This window comes from Mesorhizobium sp. ES1-3 (assembly GCF_020164795.1).
Lineage (GTDB): Bacteria > Pseudomonadota > Alphaproteobacteria > Rhizobiales > Rhizobiaceae > Mesorhizobium.
Genome location: NZ_JAIUGW010000011.1, coordinates 59,869 through 83,080, shown reverse-complemented (window position 1 = coordinate 83,080; position 23,212 = coordinate 59,869). Strand labels below are relative to the sequence as shown.

At 64.2% G+C, this 23,212-nt stretch carries 25 protein-coding genes and 1 pseudogene; 8 read left to right on the top strand and 18 right to left on the bottom strand.

Annotation, left to right across the window (positions count from 1 at the left end; translation table 11 throughout):
- Positions 1–11: 11 nt before the first annotated feature.
- A complete protein-coding gene (locus tag LB536_RS16880) occupies positions 12–542 on the top strand; it encodes an NADPH-dependent FMN reductase (RefSeq protein WP_140811248.1) in 531 nt (176 codons plus the stop codon).
- Between the two features lie 48 nt (positions 543–590).
- Here the strand turns inward: LB536_RS16880 and LB536_RS16875 are convergent, their stop codons facing one another.
- Positions 591–800 carry a tautomerase family protein gene (locus tag LB536_RS16875; RefSeq protein WP_140618294.1) on the bottom strand — a complete coding sequence of 70 codons (210 nt, stop codon included), beginning with the start codon at positions 798–800 and terminating at the stop codon, positions 591–593.
- A 23-nt stretch (positions 801–823) separates the two neighbouring features.
- Positions 824–1,744: an SMP-30/gluconolactonase/LRE family protein gene (locus LB536_RS16870; RefSeq protein WP_224594604.1), complete on the bottom strand. Its 921-nt coding sequence runs from the start codon at positions 1,742–1,744 to the stop codon at positions 824–826.
- Between the two features lie 252 nt (positions 1,745–1,996).
- On the opposite strand from LB536_RS16870, the gene LB536_RS16865 reads away from it, so the two are divergent.
- Positions 1,997–2,164, top strand: a complete 168-nt coding sequence (locus LB536_RS16865) for a hypothetical protein (protein WP_023774506.1) — start codon at positions 1,997–1,999, stop codon at positions 2,162–2,164.
- A 160-nt stretch (positions 2,165–2,324) separates the two neighbouring features.
- Here LB536_RS16865 and LB536_RS16860 read toward each other — a convergent pair whose 3' ends face one another.
- The 4 genes from LB536_RS16860 to ccmB form a co-directional block, all read right to left on the bottom strand.
- Positions 2,325–2,903 carry a DsbE family thiol:disulfide interchange protein gene (locus tag LB536_RS16860; protein WP_224594601.1) on the bottom strand — a complete coding sequence of 193 codons (579 nt, stop codon included), beginning with the start codon at positions 2,901–2,903 and terminating at the stop codon, positions 2,325–2,327.
- Positions 2,900–3,073, bottom strand: coding sequence for a heme exporter protein CcmD (gene ccmD / locus LB536_RS16855; RefSeq protein ID WP_127280270.1), 174 nt, complete (start codon positions 3,071–3,073; stop codon positions 2,900–2,902). Before ccmD ends, LB536_RS16860 begins: the two co-directional genes overlap by 4 nt.
- A 78-nt stretch (positions 3,074–3,151) precedes the next feature.
- Positions 3,152–3,535, bottom strand: coding sequence for an Imm50 family immunity protein (locus LB536_RS16850; protein ID WP_140764004.1), 384 nt, complete (start codon positions 3,533–3,535; stop codon positions 3,152–3,154).
- On the bottom strand, positions 3,535–4,200 hold the full coding sequence (ccmB, locus tag LB536_RS16845) for a heme exporter protein CcmB (protein WP_140764002.1): 666 nt from the start codon (positions 4,198–4,200) through the stop codon (positions 3,535–3,537). Before ccmB ends, LB536_RS16850 begins: the two co-directional genes overlap by 1 nt.
- Before the next feature lie 36 nt (positions 4,201–4,236).
- Here ccmB and LB536_RS31335 point away from each other — a divergent pair.
- Positions 4,237–4,475: pseudogene (locus tag LB536_RS31335) on the top strand (hypothetical protein); the annotation flags it as partial.
- Here the strand turns inward: LB536_RS31335 and ccmA are convergent.
- Positions 4,412–5,020 carry a heme ABC exporter ATP-binding protein CcmA gene (ccmA, locus tag LB536_RS16840; protein ID WP_224594583.1) on the bottom strand — a complete coding sequence of 203 codons (609 nt, stop codon included), beginning with the start codon at positions 5,018–5,020 and terminating at the stop codon, positions 4,412–4,414. The pseudogene LB536_RS31335 and the gene ccmA sit on opposite strands and share 64 nt — an antisense overlap.
- 281 nt (positions 5,021–5,301) lie before the next feature.
- On the opposite strand from ccmA, the gene acnA reads away from it, so the two are divergent.
- Together acnA and LB536_RS16830 are read left to right on the top strand one after the other, a co-directional pair.
- Positions 5,302–7,992 (top strand): aconitate hydratase AcnA, encoded by a 2,691-nt coding sequence (gene acnA, locus LB536_RS16835; RefSeq protein WP_224594581.1) that lies wholly within the window; start codon positions 5,302–5,304, stop codon positions 7,990–7,992.
- A 392-nt stretch (positions 7,993–8,384) separates the two neighbouring features.
- The gene (locus LB536_RS16830) at positions 8,385–9,194 is read left to right on the top strand and encodes a DUF1223 domain-containing protein (protein WP_224594579.1); all 810 of its coding nucleotides are present in this window, start codon (positions 8,385–8,387) and stop codon (positions 9,192–9,194) included.
- Between the two features lie 58 nt (positions 9,195–9,252).
- Here LB536_RS16830 and LB536_RS16825 read toward each other — a convergent pair whose 3' ends face one another.
- The 6 genes from LB536_RS16825 to LB536_RS16800 form a co-directional block, all read right to left on the bottom strand.
- On the bottom strand, positions 9,253–10,638 hold the full coding sequence (locus LB536_RS16825) for an NAD(P)/FAD-dependent oxidoreductase (protein WP_224594577.1): 1,386 nt from the start codon (positions 10,636–10,638) through the stop codon (positions 9,253–9,255).
- A gap of 72 nt (positions 10,639–10,710) precedes the next feature.
- Positions 10,711–11,823, bottom strand: a complete 1,113-nt coding sequence (locus LB536_RS16820) for an ABC transporter ATP-binding protein (protein ID WP_224594574.1) — start codon at positions 11,821–11,823, stop codon at positions 10,711–10,713.
- Positions 11,820–12,617, bottom strand: coding sequence for an ABC transporter permease (locus LB536_RS16815; protein ID WP_224594569.1), 798 nt, complete (start codon positions 12,615–12,617; stop codon positions 11,820–11,822). The genes LB536_RS16820 and LB536_RS16815 overlap by 4 nt, the downstream gene beginning before the upstream one ends.
- Positions 12,617–13,480 carry an ABC transporter permease gene (locus LB536_RS16810; RefSeq protein WP_224594567.1) on the bottom strand — a complete coding sequence of 288 codons (864 nt, stop codon included), beginning with the start codon at positions 13,478–13,480 and terminating at the stop codon, positions 12,617–12,619. Before LB536_RS16810 ends, LB536_RS16815 begins: the two co-directional genes overlap by 1 nt.
- A 22-nt stretch (positions 13,481–13,502) precedes the next feature.
- On the bottom strand, positions 13,503–14,573 hold the full coding sequence (locus tag LB536_RS16805; protein ID WP_181183095.1) for an extracellular solute-binding protein: 1,071 nt from the start codon (positions 14,571–14,573) through the stop codon (positions 13,503–13,505).
- 35 nt (positions 14,574–14,608) lie between these two features.
- Positions 14,609–15,268 (bottom strand): helix-turn-helix domain-containing protein, encoded by a 660-nt coding sequence (locus tag LB536_RS16800; RefSeq protein ID WP_224594565.1) that lies wholly within the window; start codon positions 15,266–15,268, stop codon positions 14,609–14,611.
- A 631-nt stretch (positions 15,269–15,899) separates the two neighbouring features.
- Here LB536_RS16800 and LB536_RS16795 point away from each other — a divergent pair.
- Complete coding sequence (locus LB536_RS16795) at positions 15,900–16,280, top strand: DUF2794 domain-containing protein (RefSeq protein WP_140763972.1); 381 nt, start codon at positions 15,900–15,902, stop codon at positions 16,278–16,280.
- 93 nt (positions 16,281–16,373) lie between these two features.
- Here LB536_RS16795 and LB536_RS16790 read toward each other — a convergent pair whose 3' ends face one another.
- From LB536_RS16790 to LB536_RS16775, 4 genes are all read right to left on the bottom strand, one after another.
- Positions 16,374–16,970 (bottom strand): GNAT family N-acetyltransferase, encoded by a 597-nt coding sequence (locus tag LB536_RS16790; RefSeq protein WP_224594562.1) that lies wholly within the window; start codon positions 16,968–16,970, stop codon positions 16,374–16,376.
- Positions 16,971–17,075: 105 nt separating this feature from the next.
- A complete protein-coding gene (locus LB536_RS16785; RefSeq protein ID WP_140763966.1) occupies positions 17,076–17,849 on the bottom strand; it encodes a Bax inhibitor-1/YccA family protein in 774 nt (257 codons plus the stop codon).
- 231 nt (positions 17,850–18,080) lie between these two features.
- Positions 18,081–20,630 carry an ABC transporter permease gene (locus tag LB536_RS16780; protein WP_224594561.1) on the bottom strand — a complete coding sequence of 850 codons (2,550 nt, stop codon included), beginning with the start codon at positions 20,628–20,630 and terminating at the stop codon, positions 18,081–18,083.
- Entirely contained in the window at positions 20,630–21,325 is a 696-nt protein-coding gene (locus LB536_RS16775; RefSeq protein ID WP_224594558.1) for an ABC transporter ATP-binding protein, read from the bottom strand. Before LB536_RS16775 ends, LB536_RS16780 begins: the two co-directional genes overlap by 1 nt.
- Positions 21,326–21,410: 85 nt before the next feature.
- Between LB536_RS16775 and LB536_RS16770 the strand changes: the two genes are divergently transcribed.
- Both LB536_RS16770 and thpR read left to right on the top strand, forming a co-directional pair.
- Positions 21,411–22,055, top strand: coding sequence for an arylesterase (locus LB536_RS16770; RefSeq protein ID WP_140763957.1), 645 nt, complete (start codon positions 21,411–21,413; stop codon positions 22,053–22,055).
- Positions 22,056–22,183: 128 nt separating this feature from the next.
- Positions 22,184–22,780 carry an RNA 2',3'-cyclic phosphodiesterase gene (thpR, locus tag LB536_RS16765; RefSeq protein ID WP_140763954.1) on the top strand — a complete coding sequence of 199 codons (597 nt, stop codon included), beginning with the start codon at positions 22,184–22,186 and terminating at the stop codon, positions 22,778–22,780.
- Here the strand turns inward: thpR and LB536_RS16760 are convergent.
- Positions 22,684–23,202 carry a low molecular weight protein-tyrosine-phosphatase gene (locus tag LB536_RS16760; protein WP_224594555.1) on the bottom strand — a complete coding sequence of 173 codons (519 nt, stop codon included), beginning with the start codon at positions 23,200–23,202 and terminating at the stop codon, positions 22,684–22,686. The genes thpR and LB536_RS16760 overlap by 97 nt on opposite strands.
- Between the last annotated feature and the right edge of the window lie 10 nt (positions 23,203–23,212).

The following is a 23,212-nucleotide window of genomic DNA, read 5'->3' as shown; positions in this document are numbered from 1 at the left end:
ACCTGCCCGCCTTGCTCAATCTTCTTGCCATCTCGGGCAGCCTGCGGGCGGCCTCCACCAATTCGGCCCTGGTCGCGGCATTGGCATTGAACGCGCCCGAGGGCTGCCTCGTCACCGTCTATGACGGGCTTGGCCGACTACCGATCTTCAACCCCGACGACGAGGGCGAGCGCACGCCGCGCGAAGCCTCCGACCTGATCGACGCCGTCACCGGCGCCGACGGCATCATCGTCTCCTGCCCCGAATATGCCCATGGCGTGCCGGGCGGGCTGAAGAACGCGCTCGACTGGCTGGTCTCGCGCGACGCTGCCGTGGGCAAACCGGCCATGCTGGCGCACGCCTCGCCACGCTCGCTCCATGCCCGCGCGGCGCTGGCGGAGATCATGCGCACCATGTCGTTCGCGCTGTTCGAAGGCGGACCGGAGATTGCCCTGCTCGGCAAGAAGCCACCGGAGGTGGCGAGCATTCTGGCTGAGCCGGCAAACGTGCTGGCGATGCGCGAGACGCTCACGGCCTTCGCGGATTTCATCCGCACGCGATGAGCGGCGGCCTCTCTTCCTTCTCCCACAACGGGAGAAGGAAGAGGCACCTTACTTCTTCCCCCGCAATGTCTCGACATCGGTCTTGCCGACATACCAGTCGCGGGCATTGACTTCCTCGAAGACCACCCAGACATCGTCATTGCCAAGCCCGGTGGCGTCCATGATGGCCGCCGTGACTTTCCTGGCGATGTCAGCCTTCTTGCCGGCCGGATCGGCGGCGATCACTTCCTTGACGATGCGGATGTTGACGAATGGCATGACGTCCTCCCGTTCATTCCTGATCAGTACGTCTTGGCCCCATTCACCATCAGCCGCACCGCATAGAGCGAGGTGGTGCCGGCGATGTAGAGGCAGTTCAGCTTGGCGCCGCCAAACACGCAATTGGCGGTCACCTCCGGCACCTTGACCTTGCCGATCAGCGTGCCGTCCGGATCGTAGCAATGGATGCCGTCGGCCGCGCTGGTCCAGATACGCCCGTCGGCATCGAGCCGGAAGCCGTCGAACAGGCCTGATGTGCAGTCGGCGAACACCTTGCCCCCCGAAACCTTCTTGCCGTGCTTGCCGACATTGAACACCCGCATATGCGCCGGATTCTGCGCGCCATGGGTGCGGCCGGTGTCGACGACGTAGAGCAGGCTTTCATCGAGCGAAAAGGCAAGCCCGTTCGGCCTGACCATATCGGTGATCACCGCTTCGACCTCACCGCTGTCGGGGTCGACCCGGTAGACATGGCAGGCGCCGATCTCGCTCTCGGCCTTGTCGCCTTCATAGTCGGTGTCGATGCCATAGGTCGGGTCGGTGAACCAGATCGAGCCGTCGGACTTCACCACCACGTCGTTGGGCGAGTTCAGCGGCTTGCCCTTCCATTTGGCGGCGACGGTGGTGACCGAGCCGTCATGCTCGGTGCGGCTGACGCGGCGGCCCGAATGCTCGCAGGTGACCAGCCGGCCCTGCCGGTCGACGGTGTTGCCGTTGGAATTGCCCGACGGCTGACGGAACACGCTGACGCTGCCGTCGGTCTCGTCAAAGCGCAGCATGCGGTTGTTCGGAATGTCGGACCACACGACATAGCGGCCGGCGGCGAACCAGGCCGGCCCTTCCGCCCAGCGGCAACCGGTGAACAGTTTCTCCACTTGCGCGTTGCCGTTGAACAGGCGCGCGAAACGCGGATCGAGAATTTCGTAATAGTCTGCGGCCGCCATGCATTTCCTCCCGGCATCACGTGACGCCAGGATCAAGCCAGCCCGCGACCGATCTGGCAAGACGGGGTATCAGCAATTTGTAAGACAAAACGGACAGGGCGTCCCTTAGGACGCCATTAACCGGCTATGCACGCAGCGCAATGGTGCATTGCAACATCTTCTTTTTGCAATGCACCATTACTATGTCATGTTCCGTATCGATCAAGGGAGGAAGAACCAGCCGCGAGAATGCGGCACAGAAGGAACCTTGCTATGATCTTCAACGATCTCATGACCCGCGCTCGCAGCAGCATCGCAAAGCGCAAGCACTACAACCGCCTCGTCGCCGAAATCGACAGCTTCTCCAGCCGCGATCTAGCTGACATGCGCGCCGACCGCTCGGAAATGCTCTACCAGATCCACAAGCAGATCTACGGCTGATTTCTTCAGTCGAGTGTCTCGGCGCCGCCCAGGCGCTTTGAGATTCAGGTCAGGCCGAGCCGAAAATGGTGGTTTCCGAGAACCGGAGCGGAGCGTACTTAAGTACGTGAGCGCCGGAAGCGCGGGAAGCCTCCATTTGCAGGCCGGCATCACCTGAATATCAATACGCCGCGAGCGCCTTGTCGATCTGCGGCAGCAGAAGCTCCTTGGCAGACTCGGCCGTCAGCGGGCCGACATGCTTGTAGGCTATCTTGCCATCCTTGCCGATGACGAAGGTTTCCGGCACGCCATAGACACCCCAGTCGATCGCCGTGCGGCCGGCTTCGTCGACGCCGATCGCCTGGAACGGGTTGCCGAGGTCGCCGAGGAAGCGGCGGGCGTTTTCCGGCCGGTCCTTGTAATTCAGCGCCGCCATCACGAACCGCTTGTCCTGCGCCAGCGCCAGGAGCACCGGGTGTTCTTCCCGGCATGGCGCGCACCACGACGCAAAGACGTTGACCAGCGTGACCTTGCCGGCGAAGGCTTTCGAATCGAGCCCGGGCAGATTGCTGCCCTCCAGGGCTGGCAGGTTGGTTTGCGGTGCCGGCAGACCGATCAAGGCCGACGGCACTTCCGAGACATCGCGCCCCGACAGGAGCTGCGACAGGAACAGTCCGGCCAGGCCGAGAAAGACCAGCAGCGGCAGAAACACGAACAGGCGGCGACGGGTCGGCGGCGGCGTTTCGGTTTCGCTGCTCACGGCTTTCCCGCCCCGGTCTTGTCGGAGCGCCGCCGCACCCCGGCCGCCTCGAGTTCGGCGAGTTCGCGCTTGCGTGCCCGCTGGTCGAGCAGGATCCAGCCGATCAGTCCGGCCAGCACGATCGCCGTGATGGCGTAGGCGGCGGTGACGTAAAGGGCGTGCGGGCTCATCTCTCGATCCAAGGCTTGCCAGTTCATAACTGGGGCGGCCGTCCGCCGCAATGAATGGCGTCTGCGGCAGATTTGCGGTTATGGCGCCTTCGACAGCAAAAAACCCCAAATACTGGAAATACGCATAGCTTGGCATGTCAGCGAAAGCCGTACGGTGCCTTCACAGGTGAGCAGAATTTTGCCTGCGTCATCCCACATCCTAATGGCGCTCAAGCCGTTGCTCTGGAATTTGCGCAGGCTGATCGTCTCGATCCCGATGAATTCGAGCCCGAAAGACACTGCGTTGAACTCACCCCATTTGGCCGGCGGACGATAGGGAAGCACTGTCGACATAAACGAGAGGTGCATGCTGGGGCCGTCGCGGTTCATCGCTGCTGATGTGATCTCGACGGACGACAGATCGGGATAGTTGCCGTAGATGTTCTGCAGGAAGATCGGGTTTTCAATGCGTAGCGGCCACATCAATCCGTACCATGGCGTAGCGCCAGCGCCGCGGCCACGGGGCCCAGCACCGCAAGAAACAAGGTCAGCGCGGCAAGAATGAGGAAAGGCTGCAGGAACGGATCGGGATTGGCCGTCGCGCCATAGCTTGCCGAAACGCCGAAGATCAGCACCGGGATGGTCAGCGGCAGCACCAGCACCGAGATCAAGAGCCCGCCACGCGGCAGCGCCACCGCCACCGCGGCGCCCACGGCGCCGATGAAGGTGATGGCCGGCGTGCCGACCAGAAGCGTCAGCGCCGTGGCGCCGATCGCCAACGGCTCCATGTTCATGAACAGGCCGAGCAGCGGCGCGGCGACCACCAGCGGCAAGACGCTGCCCGCCCAATGCGCCACGCATTTCACCAGCACCGTCAGCGCCAGCATGTGCCGGTCGTTGCCGAGCACCAGCAGATCGAGTGAGCCGTCCTCGCGGTCGGCCTGGAACAGCCGGTCGAGCCCGAGCAGGCAGGCGAGCAGCGCCCCGATCCACAGGATCGCCGGGCCGATGCGGGCCAAGAGCTTGAGGTCCGGCCCAACGCCGAAGGGGATGGTGGCGATGACAGCGAGGAAGAAGATGACGCCAGTCAACGCGCCGCCGCCGGCGCGGATCGAAAGGCGGATGTCGCGGAGGAGGAGAGACCACATTACGATATGGTGCCCTGTTGAGGCTGGCGTTCTGTCGCGCCCCCCTCTGTCCTGCCGGACATCTCCCCCACGAGGGGGGAGATCGGCAGCTTCGACCATCGCGCCTCTTTTGAGACGTAGGAGATTGGCGAAAGCCGAGACAACATCCAATCTCCCCCCTCGCGGGGGAGATGCCCGGCAGGGCAGAGGGGGGCGCCGTAGAGTGCCGACATCAAAGGGCCTCCCCCATTGCCAACGCCTTCGCCCCCTCCAATCCCAGCGGCAGATGCGTCGCCGCCACGATCATCCCGCCATCCGCGCAATGCCCGCGCATCAGCCCCGCGAACCGCGCCTCCGAAGCCTTGTCCAGTCCCGCCGTCGGCTCATCCAGCAGCCACAACGGCCGGTGGCTGACCAGAAGTTTCGCGATCGCCGCGCGGCGCCTTTGTCCGGTCGAGAGATAGCCGAACGGCAAATGACCGATGCCGCTGAGCCCGACCGTTTCCAGCGCCTCCTCCACATCGAGCCGGCCTTCGCCATGAAACTCCCGCCAGAAGCGCAAATTCTCGGTCACGCTCAGCGCCGTCTTCATCGCGTTCTGGTGGCCGAGATAGTGGCAGGCCGAGGCGATCGAGGGGAATTCGTCGCCGCCGCCTTCGAGCAGCAGGCGGCCTTCGGCTTTCGGCAGCAGGCCGGCGACCACCCTGAGCAAGGTCGATTTGCCCGAACCGTTCGGCCCGGTGACGATCAGCGCCTGTCCGGCCTCCAGCACAAACCCGATGCCGGAGAACACCGTCGCGCCGCCGCGCTCGCCGCCCAGATTTTCGGCGATCAGCCGCATCCCGTACCTGTCCCTGGAACGATGCGGCACCGTCGCTGCCGCATCGCACAAATTTGCTTTGCAACTGTCTAGAACTATTCCAGAAAATTCTCTATATCCGGGTCATCCGTGCCAGCGGTCGGCTCGGGAACAGAATTAGCGCCGGACCAGCGCACGCGCCGCCTTGAACGGCTCGGGTTGCTTGGGAGCGGACAGCGGAAATGGCCGTACCCGCACCTTTGCGCGTGATTGCATGCCATCGGCGTCCGTTCCCTTTCAGGCTGAACAGACAAGGATCGCACGTGTCAAAATCCCTCGACAGTTTCAATTGCCGCCGCACGCTGAAAGCGGGCGACGCCGAGTATGTCTATTTCGACCTCGTCGAGGCCGAGAAGAACGGCCTCACCGGCATTGCCCAGCTGCCCTATTCGATGAAGGTGCTGCTGGAAAACCTCCTGCGCAACGAGGACGGCCGCTCCGTCACCAAGGACTCGATCCAGGCGGTGGCCGGCTGGCTGACCGACAAGGGCACCGCCGGCGTCGAGATCGCCTATCGCCCGGCCCGCGTGCTGATGCAGGATTTCACCGGCGTTCCCGCCGTGGTCGATCTCGCCGCCATGCGCGATGCCATGGCTTCGCTCGGCGGTGATCCGCAGAAGATCAACCCGCTGGTGCCGGTCGACCTCGTCATCGACCACTCCGTGATCGTCGACGAGTTCGGCACGCCGATGGCCTTCGCCCGCAATGTCGAGCTCGAATATGAGCGCAACGAGGAGCGCTACAAGTTCCTGAAATGGGGCCAGCAGGCGTTCCGCAACTTCCGCGTCGTGCCGCCCGGCACCGGCATCTGCCACCAGGTCAACCTCGAATATCTCGGCCAGGTCGTCTGGACCAACACCGAGGACGGCGAAACCACCGCCTATCCCGATACCTGCGTCGGCACCGATTCGCACACCACCATGATCAACGGCCTTGGCGTGCTCGGCTGGGGCGTCGGCGGCATCGAGGCAGAGGCGGCCATGCTCGGCCAGCCGGTCTCCATGCTGCTGCCCGAGGTGATCGGCTTTCGCCTCACCGGCAAGCTCAAGGAGGGCGTCACCGCCACCGACCTCGTGCTCACCGTCACCCAGATGCTGCGCAAGAAGGGCGTCGTCGGCAAGTTCGTTGAGTTCTTCGGCCCTGGCCTCTCCAACATGACGCTGGCAGACCGCGCCACCATCGGCAACATGGCGCCCGAATATGGCGCCACCTGCGGCTTCTTCCCCGTGGACTCCGAAACCATCCGCTACCTCACGATGTCCGGCCGCAGCGAGGACCGCATCGCCCTGGTCGAGGCCTATTCCAAGGCGCAAGGCATGTGGCGCGAGGCCGGCTCCGCCGACCCGGTCTTCACCGACTTGCTCGAACTGGAGCTGGACAGCGTCGTACCGTCCATGGCCGGTCCCAAGCGTCCGGAAGGCCGTGTCGCGCTCGAAGGCATTCCGGCCGGCTTCGCCAAGGCGATGGAGACCGAATACAAGAAATCCGCCGAAATCTCCAAGCGCTACGCCGTCGAAAGCACCGACCATGACCTTGGCCATGGCGACGTCGTCATCGCCGCCATCACCTCGTGCACCAACACCTCGAACCCATCAGTGCTGATTGCCGCCGGCTTGCTTGCCCGCAACGCCAACCGCCTCGGCCTCAAGCAGAAGCCGTGGGTGAAGACTTCGCTGGCCCCCGGCAGCCAGGTGGTGGCGGAATATCTGGAGAAGTCGGGCCTGCAGAAGGAGCTCGACCAGATCGGCTTCAACCTGGTCGGCTTCGGCTGCACCACCTGCATCGGCAATTCCGGCCCGCTGCCGGCGCCGATCTCGAAAACCATCAACGACAAGGGCCTGATCGCTGCCGCGGTCTTGTCCGGCAACCGCAACTTCGAAGGCCGCGTCTCGCCCGACGTGCAGGCGAATTACCTGGCGTCGCCGCCTCTGGTCGTGGCGCATGCGCTCGCCGGCACCGTCAGCAAGGACCTGACCACCGAGCCGCTCGGCGAGGACAAGAACGGCAATCCGGTCTATCTCAAGGACATCTGGCCGAGCTCGGCCGAAATCCAGGAGTTCATCGAGAAGAACGTCACGCGCGAGCTGTTCGCCCGCAAATATGCCGACGTTTTCAAGGGCGACGAGTACTGGCAGAACGTCAAGGCGCCGGAAGGCCAGACCTATGCCTGGGACAACAATTCGACCTATGTGCAGAACCCGCCCTACTTCGCCGGCATGACATCAGGTTTCGGCAAGATCGGCGACATCAAGGGCGCCCGCGTACTCGGCCTATTCGGCGACAAGATCACCACCGACCACATCTCGCCGGCGGGTTCGATCAAGGCGGCCTCGCCGGCCGGCAAATACCTCACCGACCATGGCGTCGGCGTTGCCGACTTCAACCAGTACGGCACGCGGCGCGGCAACCATGAGGTGATGATGCGCGGCACCTTCGCCAACATCCGCATCCGCAACCACATGCTGGGCGAGAACGGCCGCGAGGGCGGCTACACCATCCACTATCCCACGAAGGAAGAGGAATCGATCTACGACGCGGCGATGGAATACAAGAAGGAAGGCGTGCCGCTGGTCATCTTCGCAGGCGTCGAATACGGCAACGGCTCGTCGCGCGACTGGGCGGCCAAGGGCACGAACCTCTTGGGTGTCCGCGCCGTCATCGCCCAGTCCTTCGAGCGCATCCATCGTTCGAACCTGGTCGGCATGGGCGTCATCCCCTTCGTGTTCGAGGACGGCACCTCATGGGCTTCCCTCAACCTGAAGGGCGACGAACTGGTCGAGATCGACGGATTGAGCGCCATCAAGCCGCGCAAGACGATGACCGCCAAGATCACCTATGGCGACGGCACGGTGAAGAACGTGCCGATCATCTGCCGCATCGATACGCTGGACGAGCTCGACTACTTCAAGAACGGCGGCATCCTGCAATACGTGCTGCGCGATCTGGCAGCCTAGAAAACAGGGACTAGGGGAGTAGGAAAAAGGAAACTAGGCCGGGAACGGGTAACCTACTCCCCTACTCCCCTACTCCCCTACTCCCCTACTCCCCTCCCACAGTTCCGCTGCGATAAAGGCAAGGTTCGTCCAAGCATTGACCGGCTCGGACCAAAGTCCAGGCCGGTTCGCTCGCAATAGAGATCGACAGGGGTCAGGAGAACCTGCCTCATGGGGATGATGCCGCCGCCGAATCGAACCACGCCTTGAAATGCAGTGGCTTCTCCTATTGCGGCCTTACCTCACGATTGCCGCGGTAAAATTTCACCGCAACGTGACTTCCCGTTGACTTCCCGTTCTGCCACATATTTGGGCAAAGCAGAACAAAGCCGGCACCACCGGCGGGAATTGGAATGGTCATGGCCTCGCGACGATCATTGTGGCTGGCAGCCTTCACGCTGGCCTTCTCGGCTTTTGCCGGTGCTGGCCATGCCAGCGAGCCCGAAAGGGCCCAGGCCGAAAAGCCCGACCGGCCGCTCGGCGTGGTCGAACTGTTCACCAGCCAAGGCTGCAGTTCCTGCCCGCCGGCGGACGCGTTCTTCGCCGAACTCGCCACCAGGCAAGACCTTGTCGCGCTCGCCTATCACGTCGATTACTGGGACTATCTCGGCTGGAAGGACACGCTGAGCCGCAAGGAAAACACCGAGCGGCAATATGACTATATGCGCTATTTCAGCAGCCGTTCCGTCTATACGCCGCAAGCCGTCCTGAACGGCCGGATGCATGTCAACGGCGCCAATCGCGGCGAGGTCGACGGCGCGCTTGCCCGCATGGCTCGTGCCGGCGAAGGCATGCGTGTGCCCATCAAGATCAGCCGCACCGGCGACCGCGTGATCATCGACACCGGCGATGCCGGCACCGGCCCGAACGACGCCCATGTCGTCATCGTCTATTTCGACGCGCCGCAGACGGTCAAGATCGGCCAGGGCGAGAATTCCGGCCGCAAGATGACCTATTGGAACGCGGTCACCGGGATCCAGACCGCCGGCATGTGGCACGGCAAGGCGCAGCGCTACGAATTGCCGCTGAGCGAGATCACCAAGAAGGCCGGCTGCGCCGTGCTTTTGCAGTCGGTCGGCAAGGATGGCCTCCCGGGCCCGATCCTGGGCGCGGCTTTCATCCACAGGCCCGGATCCGAGACCTCCCTGGAGCGCCAGCTGTAACGTCACGCGGTTCGGCGCGATCCAGACGGAAACCGTTACACATCTCCCTCGAATGCTTTCAGTGTCCGGTCAGGCGATCGGCAAAGGCGGCAAGACGTGAGGTCCGGCCCAAGCCGTTTGCTTCACGCCGGTCGGCGATGCGATAGAGCTGGTACATGGTGTGGACGCCGAGCCAACGCAGCGGTTCAGGCTCCCATTTCTTGACCGTGCGGTTGACCCAGGGCAGCCGGGTCAGTTCGGTATCGTGGCCGAGCACCAGGTCGCGCAAGGTGCGGCCCGACAGGTTGGAACTGGAAACCCCGAGCCCGACATAGCCGCCGGCCCAGCCGATGCCGCTCTCACGGTCGAAGCCCGAAGTCGTGCACCAGTCGCGCGGCACGCCGAGCGTGCCGCACCAGGCATGGTCGAGGCGCATGCCTTTGGTCTGCGGCAACAGCCTGGTCAGCACCTCATGCAACTGATCGATGGTCGCCTGCTGGGTCTGGCCGCGCACATCGGTGCGCGAGCCGAAGCGGTAGGGCACGCCGCGCCCGCCCATGGCGATGCGGCCTTCGCGCGTGCGCTGTGCATAGCAATAGGTGTGGGCGGCATCGCCCAGCACCTCGTAACCGTTCCAGCCGATCGCGTCCCAGAGCTTTTGCGGCAGCTTCTCGGTCACCACGATGGCGCTGTTCAGCGGCAGCCAGAGACGCCCGTAGCCGGGAATGCCAGCCGTGAACCCTTCGGTGGCGCGAACGATCTTTTGTGCCCGCACGATGCCTCTGGTGGTGGTGACCTTGCCCTTCTCGATCGCCAGCACCTGCGTCTGCTCGTAGATCGGCACGCCGAGCCGCGCGACTGCGGCCGCCAGGCCCTGGACCAGCTTGGCCGGCTGTACACGCGCGACGTTGCGCACGACGAAGGCGCCCAGCACCTTGTCGATGGCGATGCGCTGGCGCGCCTCCCGCGCGTCGAGGAAGGCCAGCCGCTCCGGCGGCATCTCCCAGCCCAGCAGCTCCTCGTATTCGGCTCTGGCGCGCTGCAACTGCGCGGCATTGGTGGCGACGGTGATGTTGTCGACGCGGCGGATATCGGCATCGATGCCCTCGGCCTCCGTCACCGCGATCACCTCGTCGACCGTACCGAACATGGCGCGCTGCATGTCGATCACGGCGCCGCGCGACGAGGTTTTTGCGTATTTCTCGCGCGACCAGCTGAAACCGCCCGACAGCCAGCCGCCATTGCGGCCCGAGGCGCCGAAGCCGGCGAACTCCTTCTCGACGATGACGATGCGCAGCGCAGGTTGCGCCTTCTTCAAATAATAGGCGGTCCACAGGCCGGTGTAGCCGGCGCCGACGATGCAGACATCGGCCTCGATGTCGCCGGGCAAGGGCGGCCGATAAGCGGGGGTGCCGCCGATATCGGCATACCAGAACGACACGTCGCCATTGTGCTTGGCTTGCATTGCGGACTGCTTTCGAAAGGCAATTCCGGGAAAGGCGGTTTTCCGTCCGGAGTTGCGTTAAAACAAAGGGTTTCAGCTAAGCGTCAGATCGGCCTTGTCGTCGTCGGCGAGCAGCTTGACGTCGGCGCCGGCGAACAGCACCTCGACCTCGTCTCCGATGGCAAAATTGTCTGCTTCCAGCGTCGAGCGCACGATGGCTTTCGAGCCGTCGGCCAGATCGACCTCGTATTTGGAGCCGGAGCCGAGGTAAATGGCTTCGCCGATACGCCCGGTGAGCCGGTTGCGGCCATCGCCGTCGGCACCACGGCGGGCGAGTACCAGCTTTTCGGGCCGCAGCAGCATGACCGGCCTGCCGCCATTGGCGAGACGCTTGGCTGTCGCTACCTTCTGGCCCGCTATGTCGATCGCCGTCTCTCCGCCGGAGGTGGCGGCCGCCCCGCGCAGCACGGTGGAATCGCCGATGAACTTGCCGACGAACAGCGTCGCCGGCTCGTCATACAGCTCGCGCCCGGTGCCGATCTGTTCGATGCGGCCCCGGTTGAACACGGCGATGCGGTCCGACAGCACCAGCGCCTCTTCCTGGTCGTGCGTCACATAGACGAAGGTGGTGCCGAGTTCGCGGTGGATGCGCTTGATTTCGAGCTGCAGCCATTCGCGCAGCTTCTTGTCGAGCGCGCCGAGCGGCTCGTCCATCAATAGCAGAGGCGGATCGAAGACGATGGCGCGCGCCAGCGCCACGCGCTGCTGCTGGCCGCCCGAAAGCTCGCTGGGAAAGCGGTGGCCGAAATCCGCCATCTTGACCATGTCGAGCGCCTGGCGGACGCGGCGTTCGCGCTCGGTGCCGGCCACACCGCGCAGGGCGAGCGGATAGGCGACGTTGCGGCTCACCGTCATGTGCGGAAACAGCGCGTAATGCTGGAACACCACGCCGATGTTGCGCTTGTGCGCCGGCACGCCGACGACGCTCTTGCCGCCCACTTCCAGCGCGCCGGAACTGGCCTCGGTGAAGCCGGCGACGACGTTGAGCGTCGTCGTCTTGCCGGAGCCGCTCGGCCCGAGCAGCGTCATGAACTCGCCGGCCTTGATGTGCAGCGACACGCCGTCCAGCGCCTTGAAGTTGCCATAGGCCTTGCTGATCGAGTCGAGGTCGATCGCCGCGCCCCTGCTCTCTTGTCCCCGATTCATTGGCGTCCTTTCCGCTCGCGGCCAAGAAGAAGCATGCCGCCGCCGATCAGGATCGTGGTGGCAAACAACAGGATCGTGCCGACGGCCGCTACCGTCGGGTCGGCGTCGCGCGTGATGGAAGCGTAGATCTGCACCGGCAATGTCTTGAGGTAGGGATTGGTGATGAACAGCGACACGACAATCTCGTCGAAGGAGGTGGCGAAGGCGAACAACAGGCCCGACAGCACGCCGGGCGCTATCAGCGGCAGCGTCACCGTACGGAACGTGGTGAGCGCGCTCGCGCCCAGGCTCGCCGCGGCTGCTTCGAGGCGCCTGTCGAACACTTCGAGATTGGCCGAGACGGCAATCAGCACGAAGGGCAGCGCAAGGATCGTGTGGGCGAGCACGAAGCCGAGCAGCGTGCCAACAAGACGCGTGTCGAGATAGACCGCGTAGATGCCGATCGCCAATACCACGCCCGGCACCACCATCGGCGTCAGCATCAGCATGCGCAGCAGGTTTGCCGGCCGCGCTTTCATGCGGTCGAGGCCGAAGGCGGCGAGCGTGCCGAGCACCGTCGCCAGCACCGCGACGATCGAGGCGACCTTCAGCGAATTGAGGAAGCTGTTCGACCAATCCGGGTTGGTGACGAAATTCTGGTACCACTGCCAGGAGAAGCCCTGCGGCGGAAACGCCAGCGACTTGTTCTCGTTGAACGACATCGGCACCACGACCAGCGTCGGCGCCACCAGCCATATGGCCACCAGCAGGCAGACCAGGCCCAGGATGACGCGGGTGAGAGGCTTCATCTCCATCACTGCCGCCCCGCGTCCCGGTACCTGGATCGCATCACCGGCGCGGCGAGCGCCAAGAGCACGAAGGTCGTGACCAGCAGCACCACGCCCATCGCGCCGCCCCTGCCCCATTGCAGCAGGCTGAGCACCTGTGTCTGCACCAGGGTGGACAGCATGGTCGAGCGCGGTCCGCCGAGCAAAGCCGGTGTGATGTAGAAGCCGAGCGCCAGGATGAAGACGATGATCGCCCCGGCATAGACGCCCGGCAGCGACAGCGGCAGGTAGATGGTGAAGAAGGCGCGGGATGGTCGCGCGCCAAGACTTTGCGCCGCACGCATCAGTCTGAGATCGATGCCTTTCATGACCGAATAGAGCGGCAGGATCATGAAGGGCAAAAGAACCTGCGCCATGCCGATGACCACGCCCGTCTGGGTACGGATCAGCCTGACGCCACTGAGCCCGAGCGATCGCAGGATCGAGTTGATGACCCCTGAATCCTGCAACAGGATCACCCACGACAGGGTGCGCACCACGCCGCTCACCCAAAACGGGATCAGCACACATAGCATCAGCACCAGCCGCACACGCGGCCCGACCGCGGTCATCAGATAGGCGTAAGGGTAGGCTGAGATCACGCACACCAGCGTGACCCACGCCGAGATGACGTAGGTCCGCTGGAGCACGGTGAGGTTGATGGGCGCGCTGAAGAACCAGATATAGTTCTGCAGGCCCCAGTCCGGCTCCGACAGGCTGCGCAGGACGATGGTGAGCAGCGGATAGCCGATCACCGCCAGGAGCAGGACCAGCGCCGGCAGCGCGAGCGCGTACGGCCGCCATGCCCAGCGCCTTTCGACAGCGGTAATGGTTGGATCGGACGCGCTCACGGGTCTGTGTCCCGTCAGCCGGTCAGTTGCCGGCCATCAGCGCCGACCATTTCTCTTGCGCCACCGCGAAGTTCGGGACCCAGAACTTGAAGTTCTGTTTGTAGCCCTGCTTCTGGCGCTCAGGCGTATTGGTCAGGTAGGCGGCGACGGAAGCGTCGACCTTGGGCCGCGCGTCGTTGTTGATCGGCGTGTAGGAGGTCTTCTCCGCCAATATCTCCTGGGCATGCTTGCCGAGATAGGCATTGAGCAGCGCGTAGGATGCATCCGTATCCTTGACGCCGACGGGAATCGTCATCTGGTCCATCACCACGAGCCAGTCCTGCCAGGCTGGCGCGTATTTGGCGCCGTTCTTGACCGCCGTCATCGCGCGGCCCGTCCACATCATCAGCATGTCGGCCTCGCCGGATTCGGCGAGTTGCTGCGATTCGGCGCCGGTCTTCCAGAAGATCGTGTCGGGGCCGAGCTTGCGGACCACATCGATGGCCTTGTCGATATCGGCCACCGTCATCGTCTTCGGGTCGCCGCCGGCAACCTTGAAAGCCTGTTCCAGCAGGCCGCCGGTCGGGCTGCCGGAGCCGTCGATCCCGCGCACGCCTGGGAATTTTTGGGTATCGAAGAAGTCGGCCCAGCTCTTTGGCGGATTATCCCCGTACTTCTCCTTGTTGTACATCAGCACGACACCGTAGTTCATCGCCGGCACCGAGCATTCGCCGACTTGACCTTCCGGGATTTTCGAGACGTCGAGCTTGGTCAGATCGAGCTTCTGGAACAGCTTGCCGCAATAGACATAGGGCGGCAGATCGTCGGTATCGACGACGTCCCAGGTGACATTGCCGGACTCGACCTGCGCCTGCAGTTTGGCGATCTCCGTCGGGCCGTCATTGAGCAGCTTGACGCCGGACTTGTCGACGAACTCCTTGAGCGCGGCCGCCTGGCCGTCCTGGTAGATTCCGCCATAGGACACGAAGGTCAGCGTCTTGCCCTTCAGCGAGCCTTCAGCCACCTCTCCCGCCACCGGCTTGGATTGCGCGAGCGCGGCGGTGGCCGCCAGAAGCACGGCGACGCACGCCGCATGTCCAAATCTCAGTCTCATGATCAACTCTCCCATTGCAGCACTCGCATTTGTTTTCATTCACCCGGATGCGAGCGGTTTCCGGGCCTGTATTGATCGAGTTCGAACGCGCCGGCGGTTGGCGGGGCGATGATCCACAGCACCTCCGCCGGCGTGTCGCCGACATTGACCGTGCGGTGCGGCACCGAGGTCGCGTATTCGACGCTGTCGCCTTCGCGCATTACATGGCGCTCGTCGGCGAGTGTCAGTTCGACGGTGCCCTTGAGCACCATGAACATTTCATGCTCGCCGCTGTGGACGTAGGCCTCGTCGCCGGTCGAGCCGCCCACCTCGAAATGGCCGGCATAGACCTCGAACTGGTGGATCGGCCGCCGCGACAGGAGCATCTTGCGGCCTTGCACGCCGACCGGCAGGACCGGCCGTTCCTCGCGCCTCAGCACCTTGTGCAGGGGGCGGGCATTGTCCTCGAACAGATCGTTGATGCCGAGGTCGAGAGCGGCGGCGATCTTGAGCAGCGTGCCTGTGTTGGCGCCGCACAGATTGCGCTCGAGCTGGCTGATGAAGCTCGCCGTCGTACCGGTCATGTCCGCGAGCTGGCGCAGCGAGACGCGCCGCGCCGTCCGCAACGCCTTGATGCGAGGGCCGACGCCGACGCCATCTGGCGCGGCCGCCCCACCAGTCAATTGTTTTGCCGTGGAGTCCGATGCGCGTGGCATTGCCGTCTCCGTTTCACTTAACACCCTATTAAGTGAAACGGCAAATGGCAAGCACGGTCGACGGAATTGAATAGCGGATGTCGGGGCTGGCTGCTTCGGTCTCTACGCCGAGTTCCAGCGGTCGCCTTGATGCATGCCGCCCTGAAGTATCCTCGGTTCCGGGACACGACATGCATAAAATTGGAAGCTTACAGCAGGTCGGGCGAATCCTATTCGCCGGGACATGCTGTAATCCGGGCAAAAGGGTCCAAAAACGAAAAAACCGACGTCAGCTTGCTTCTGACGTCGGTCATTTAGGTTTTGGGATCGTCGCACACCTGGCTTTTCCGAGGAAAAGGCCGAGGTTGGTTCGATCCGACGCAGACCCGTGGGCGGGGGGCTTGGGGTTTACGAGCCGGTGCCGGACCGAACCGTCTCAGGCAACGCCGGTAAATTCGTCGGACATTGGGGCAGGAGCGCGGATAAAAAAAGGCAGAAATGTGGCGAAGCATCACCAATTCCAACATGCGTTTCACAAACGTGACTGGACGCTACGGAAAACGGCCCGCCGGCTTCGCTTCGCCGGCTCTTGCAATTGCGGTGCGAAGAGGCCAACTTTGGTTGGCAAAGATTCATTTTGAGGGATCGAGGCATGACTGATGACGGCGGCGGGATGGGGGATGGTGACGCATCCGCAATATTGATCCCGCTACACGAGGCACGACGCCTCGACCAGCCGGTCCGCTTCGACCGGCGTGAACTGGACCAGATCCTGAGGCTCTACGGACGCATGGTCGCCGCCAATGAATGGCGCGACTACGCCATCGACCATCTCACCGACCGCGCTGTCTTTTCCGTCTTTCGCCGCGCCAGCGAAGTGCCGCTGTTCCAGATCGTCAAGGATCCGAAACTGGCGCGCAAACAGGGCGCCTTCGCCGTCATCGCCGCGGGCGGGCGCATCCTCAAACGCGGCCAGGAGCTTGGCCGCGTGCTTGGCGTCTTCGACAGCAAGCTGATGCTGGTTCAGGTTTGAGCCGGGGATTGGGGAATTGAGGAATTGAGGAATTGAGGAAAAAGACACTCGGCGCCTGGCGTAAGCGCCCTTTTTCTTTCGTTCTTCAGTTCCTCAATTCTTCAATTCCCTCTTCACTTCTTCAATTCCCTTCCGGAATTTCCGCTCGGGCAACGAGTCCGGATCGGGTAGGACCGATGCCCCGCCGTTCAGCGATAGCTGCATGAACACCGTGTCCAGCCAGCGGCCGTGCTTGTAGCCGGAGCCTTCGAGGCGGCCGGAATGGCGGAAGCCGAGCTTCTCATGCAGCCTGACCGAGGCGCTGTCGGCGTGGCCGTCGCCGATCACCGCGACGATCTGGCGAAAGCCCGCCACCTCGACCGCCGCGACCAGGCTCCGCATCAGCTCGAGGCCGACGCCCTGGCCCTTGGCATCGGGCGCGACATAGACCGAATCCTCGACGATGAAGCGATAGGCCGGGCGCGGCCGGAAGGGGCCGGCATAGGCATAGCCGAGCACGGCGCCGTCCTTCTCGGCCACCAGATAGGGAAAGCCGCCGGCCGCGAGCGTGGCGAATCGCGTACCCATCTCGGTGCGGCTGGGCGGCTCCAGCTCATAGCTCGCCGTGCCGTTGGTGACCGCGTCGGCGTAGATTTCCGTGATGATGTCGAGGTCGGCCGGGGTTGCCGACCTGATCACGATATTGCTCATTCTCTATGCAAACCTCTCATGTGCCCTCAACAACAGCAGAGGCCCGCGCAAAAGAAAAGGGCGGCCATTGGGCCGCCCTTCCGAGAGTTGATGGTCCAATACCGCTTAGCGGCGGTCGCCCATGAACTGCAGCAGGAACATGAACAGGTTGATGAAGTCGAGATAGAGCCTCAGCGCCCCCATGATCGCCTTGCGGCCGGCGACGTCGGAGGCGTCGCCATCGAAATACATCTCCTTGATCTTCTGCGTGTCATAGGCGGTGAGGCCGGCGAAGACCAGCACGCCGATCGCCGAGATGGCGAAGGAGAGCGCCGACGAATGCAGGAAGATGTTGATCACCATGGCGATGATGATGCCGAACACGCCCATGATCAGGAACGAGCCCATCGCCGTCAGGTCGCGCTTGGTCGTGTAGCCGAACAGCGACAACGCGCCGAAGGCGGCGGCGGTGGCGAAGAAGGTCTGCGAGACGCTGGCGGTGGTGTAGACCAGGAAGATCGACGACAGCGACAGGCCGACAAGACCGGCATAGACCCAGAAGGTCGTCTGCGCGGCGGCAACGCTCATCGACTGGATCCTGAACGACAGGAAGAACACTGCGGCCAGCGGCGCCAGTATGACAACCCAGCGCAGCGGCGAACCGAAGATCGCGTAGCCGAACGAGGTCAGCATCTCGCCGCTCGGCAGCGTCGCGACGGCCGAGGCCGGGTCGGTGGTGGTGGCCAGCATGATCGTGCCCACGGCGGCAAGGCCGGTGATGAGCAGGCCAAGCCCCATCAGATTGTAGACCTTGATCATGTACGCGCGCAGACCCTGGTCGATGTCGGCGCGGACGCCGGGCACCGCCGACGTCTGGTAATTGCGAATGGGATCAGCCATTGGAAATCCTCTGTTGCTTCTGCCCCGTCCGGTGTCGGGCCTCTTGCGGACCCAGGCGCCGCTGGCGGGACTCCAGCATGCCTGTGCTGAAATATGATGGTTATTCGCGTCGAGAACAAGACCGTAACCGGGTGTAACGGTTCGTGACAGGCCAAAATGCCGCTTCGCCGGCTGTTTTGGATGGCATTCTTACCAAGATTTAACCTGGAGCAGGCGGCGCCGGCCGGCGAATCAGAGGTTTCGCAGCACGGGTGCCGCCTTGTGGCCGAGCACCCGCCAGGTGCCGGCAAGGCCGATGCCGACCGTGATCACCAGCGAAAAGGCAATCGTGGCGACCGCCACCTCCGGCATGAAATGCGACGGCAAGGCCATGATGCGCGCGACGACGAACCAGGCGGCGGCGCTGCCGGCGGCGAGCGCGAAGATCGCGGTGGCGAGCCCGATCAGCATGTATTCCAGCGAGAAGGCCGATATCAGCGTCGTGCGCGTCGCGCCCAGCGTCTTCAGCACCACCGCGTCATGGATGCGCGCCCGATTGCCGGCGGCAAGCGCGCCGGCAAGCACCAGAACCGAGGCGATCAGCGCCACGCCGGCCGCCGCCCGGATCGCCGTGCCGAGCTGACCGACCAGCCGGTTGACAATGTCGAGCGCATCCTTGACCCGCACCGTCGTCACGGCTGGAAAAGCGCGGGTGACGGCATTGAGGACGCGCGCATCGTCGGCCGTCGAGGCGTTCTTTTCGGTGAGCGTCGCTATCCAGCCATGCGGGGCCCCCGCGAACGTGTTGGGCGAGAACACCATGACGAAATTGATGCCCATCGTCTCCCATTCGACCTGGCGGAAATTGGCGATCCGGGCCGTGACATTGCGGCCGAGCACGTTGACAGTGATGGTGTCGCCGAGCTTCAGCCCGATTTCCTTGCCTTCCTTGTCGGAAAACGAAACCAGCGGCTCGCCGCCATAATTGTCCGGCCACCAGTTGCCCTCGGTCAGCGTCGCGTTTTCCGGCTGCCTGGCGTCATAGGTCAGACCGCGATCTCCCTTCAGCACCCAGGCGCCCTCGGCCGGCACATTGACCTTGTCGACATCGACGCCGTTGAGCGCCATCACCCGGCCCCGCAGCATCGGCACCTTGGCCAACGTTCCCCGCGGCGCCTCCTTTGCGATCAGCGAGGAGAAGGCATCGACTTCGCTGCCCTGGATGTCGACGAAGAAGAAGTTCGGCGCCCGCTCCGGCAGGTTGCCGGAGATCTGGCGCCTGAGATTCCCGTCGATCAGCGCCAGTGTCACCAGGAGAGTCAGTCCAAGCCCCAGCGACAGCACCACCGACGGCGTCAGCGCACCGGGCCGGTGGATGTTGCCGATGGCGAGCCTCAGCGCGACAAAGCGCACGCGCGGGCTCTTCCTGGCTGCCCATTGCACCAGTCCACCGACGAGACGCAGCACCAGGAAAGCAAAAATCGTGGCGCCGACGAAGATCGAGGCGATGCGCTGGTCGCCCGAAAACAGGATCGCCAGCGCCGCCAGGAAAAGCGCGATGCCGAGCGCGCAAACGACATAGACGGGGCGCGGCAGGCCGCGGCCTTCCAGCCCCATCTCGCGGAACAGCGCGGTTGCCGGCACGTCACGGGCGCGGCCGAGCGGCAGCAGCGCGAAGGCGAGCGTCACCAGCAGGCCGAACAGTGCCGCCATGGCCAGCGCGCCGGGATAGAAGCCACCTTGCGCCGGCACCGGAATGACGGATTGCAGGGCGGCACTTGCGACAAAGGGCATCAGCGCGCCCAGCACCAGGCCAGCGCCTATGCCGAGCAGGGCGATGATCAGGATCTGCACGAGGTAGACGGCAAAGACGAAGCCGCCGGACGCGCCCAGGCTCTTGAAGGTGGCGATGACGCCGCGTTTGCCGTCGAGATAGGCACGCACCGCATTGGCGACGCCGACGCCGCCGACCACCAGCGCGGTGAGCCCGACCAGCGTCAGGAACTGCGAGAAGCGTTCGATGTTGGAAGACAGTGCCGGCGCGGCATTGCTGCGCGTGCGGACCGACCAGCCGGCCTCCGGAAAATCCTTGGCCGCCTGGTCCTGGATGGCCTTGAGCCTCGCCTCGTCGGCACCGGCGGGCAGCCGGACCTTGTAGGCGTTCTCGACCAGGCTGCCCGGCTGGACCAGCCCGGTGGCGGCCAGGGCCTCGGTCGAGATCATCAGCCTTGGCGCGAAGCCGAACCCGTCGGAGACCGCGTCGGGCTCGGTCACCAGCCTGGCGCGCAGTTCGAAGATGGCGGTGCCGAGCTTCAGCCGGTCGCCGATCTTGAGATGCAGCCGTTCGAACAAGAGGTCGGGTGCCGCGGCGCCGAAAACGCCGAACTGCCCGCCGAACAGTTCCTGCTTCGACAGCGCCGGTTCGGTTTCCAGCGCGCCATAGAGCGGATAGGCATCGTCGACCGCCTTGGCCTCGACCAGCGCCTGGTCGGATCCGTCGGCCAGACGCGCCATCGAGCGCATGCCGGCGGTATGCGAAACGATGCCCAGCCCATCGAGAAAGCCACGTTCGGCCTGGCTGGCGGCGCGCTGGTTGATCTGGAAGCGAAGATCGCCGCCGAGCAGCGTCTGGCCCTGATCGGCGACACCGGCGGTGATGGAGCGGGCCACCGAATTGACGCCGCCGATGGCCGCCACACCGAGCGCGATGCAGGCGAGGAAGATGAGGAACCCGGACAGACCGCCACGCATCTCGCGCAGCGAGAAGCGGATGGCAAGCTTCAAGGTCCGCGCCAGCGGCATCAGGCGGTGACCTTGGTCGGCGCCGGCGCTTCGATCCGCCCGGAGCGCATCGAAACCTGGCGCGAGCAGCGCGCCGCGAGCGCCGGATCATGAGTGACCAGCACCAGCGTCATGCCGCGCTCGGCGGCCTTGGCGAACAGGAGGTCGGCGACCTGCCGCCCCGTCGCCTGGTCGAGATTGCCGGTCGGCTCGTCGGCGATAAGGATGCGCGGCGACGGTGCCAGCGCACGGGCGATCGCCACGCGCTGCTGCTCGCCACCCGAGAGTTCCCCGGGATAATGGGTGACGCGGTCGCTGAGGCCCACGGCCGCCAGTTCCCGCTCCGCCACCGAAAACGGATCGGCGTTGCCGGCCAGTTCCAGCGGCACCGCGACGTTCTCGAGCGCTGTCATGTTGGGGATGAGGTGGAAGGACTGGAACACGATGCCAATGTTTCGGCCACGAAACGAAGCAATCTGATCCTCGCTTTTATCGTTGAGCAGCTCGCCAGCGATTCGTACCGTGCCCGAATCGACTCTTTCCAGCCCTGCCAGCACCATCAGCAATGTCGACTTGCCGGACCCGGACGGACCGACGATGCCCGTCGCCTCGCCACGCGCGACTTCGAGGCTGACGCCCTTCAGCACATGGACCGACGAAGCCCCTTCGCCAAGCGTCAGGGATACGTCTTTCAGCGCAATGACGGCTTCTGTCAAAATGAAAGCGTCCTATATGGGAAGGGAGGCTCTGCCTGTCGGAAGCCACCGCCGGAAGAATTCTCTGTCATATGGGGCCTGCCGCATGTCTTTCAAACGCCTGATAGCCGCAGGCCTGATCGTTTTCCTCGCCATTTGCGGCGCCATTTCGTCGGCGCGCGCCGAGCCATTCAAGATCGTCGGCTTCGGTGACAGCCTGATGGCGGGGTTCGGCCTTGGCCCGGGCGAGGGCTTTACCGACAAATTGCAGGCCGCCCTTCGCGCCAGGGGCCATGACGTCACCGTCGCCAATGCCGGCGTCTCCGGCGACACCTCCAGCGGCGGCCTGGCGCGGCTCGACTGGTCGGTGCCGGACGGCACGCGGCTTGTGATCCTCGAACTCGGCGCCAACGACATGCTGCGTGGCGTCTCGCCCGACATCACCCGGAAGAACCTTGACGCCATGCTGGGCAAGCTCGAGGAGCGCAAGATCGCCGTGCTCCTGGCCGGCATGCGCGCCGCGCCCAACCTCGGCGCCGACTACCAGAACGCCTTCGACGCCGTCTTTCCGGAACTCGCCGCGAAATACGGCGTTACGTTTTACCCGTTCTTTCTCGACGGCGTCGCCGGCCAGCCCAGTTTGCAGCTCGAGGACGGCTTGCATCCGAACGCCAAAGGGGTCGATCAGATGGTCGAGCGCATCCTGCCGACGGTCGAAAAGGCCATCGCCGCGGTGCCGGGAGGTTCGTGAGATCCGATAAAGCCGCTTTCCCTTGGGGAAACGTTTAGCAAAGCCTGTGACCAACAAACCACTTGCTCCATTTGATCATCGATGATTCGCTAGGGATGACAGTTCGATTCGAGGAAGGGAGGCTCTTCATGCCGCGTCTTTTCATCGCCCTCGAAATTCCGCGTGATGCCGCCCTTTCGCTGTCCCTGCTCCGCGGCGGCCTGCCCGGGGCCCGCTGGATCGACGTCGAAAACTACCATCTGACGCTGCGCTTCATCGGTGATGTCGAAGGCCATGTCGCCGACGAGATCGCCAACGCGCTCGACCGGGTGCACCGTCCTTCCTTCTCGCTGGCGCTGTCGGGTGTCGGCGCTTTCGGCCAGAAGAAGCCGCATGCGGTGTGGGCCGGCGCTTCCCCCTCGCCCGACCTGGCGGCCCTTCAGGCCGAGATCGAGCGCATTTGCCAACGGCTCGGCATTCCCGCCGATCCGCGCAAGTTCATGCCGCATGTGACGCTGGCGCGCCTGCGCAACTCGAGCCCGCTCGACGTCGCCCAATATCTGTCGGCGCGCGGCAATTTCTCGACGCTGCCATTCCGCGTCAGCCGCTTCGTCTTGATGTCGTCGCGCGATTCGGTCGGTGGCGGCCCCTATGTCGTGGAGGAAGCCTGGCCGCTGTCCGGCGTCGATACGCGCGCCGCCAGCCGTGTCGCCAGCGCCTCCGATGCCTCGCGGATCATGCGGTAGACCGAAGCGAACGCTTCCCGGTCCTCGTAATAGGGATCGGCCACATCGAGCGGCTTTCCCTCGGCGAATTCCAGGAACAGGTGGATGCGATCGCGCACCGCCGTCGGCGCCAGCGCCTTCAGGTCGGCGACGTTGGACCGGTCCATGCCGAGGATCAGGTCGAAGCGGTGAAAATCCTCCGGCATGATCTTGCGCGCCCGCTGCCGCGAGATGTCGATGCCGTGGCGCGACGCGATGGCAATCGAGCGCGAATCGGGAGCGGAGCCGACCTCCCAGCCGCTGGTTGCGGCCGAATCGAGCACGACATCGCCACCGCATCCGCGCTCCGAAAGCACGGCGCGAAGCACGCCTTCCGCCAGCGGCGACCGGCAGATGTTGCCGAGGCAGACTAAAAGAATGGAATTTATAGGCTTCGCGATCATGGATCCGGCG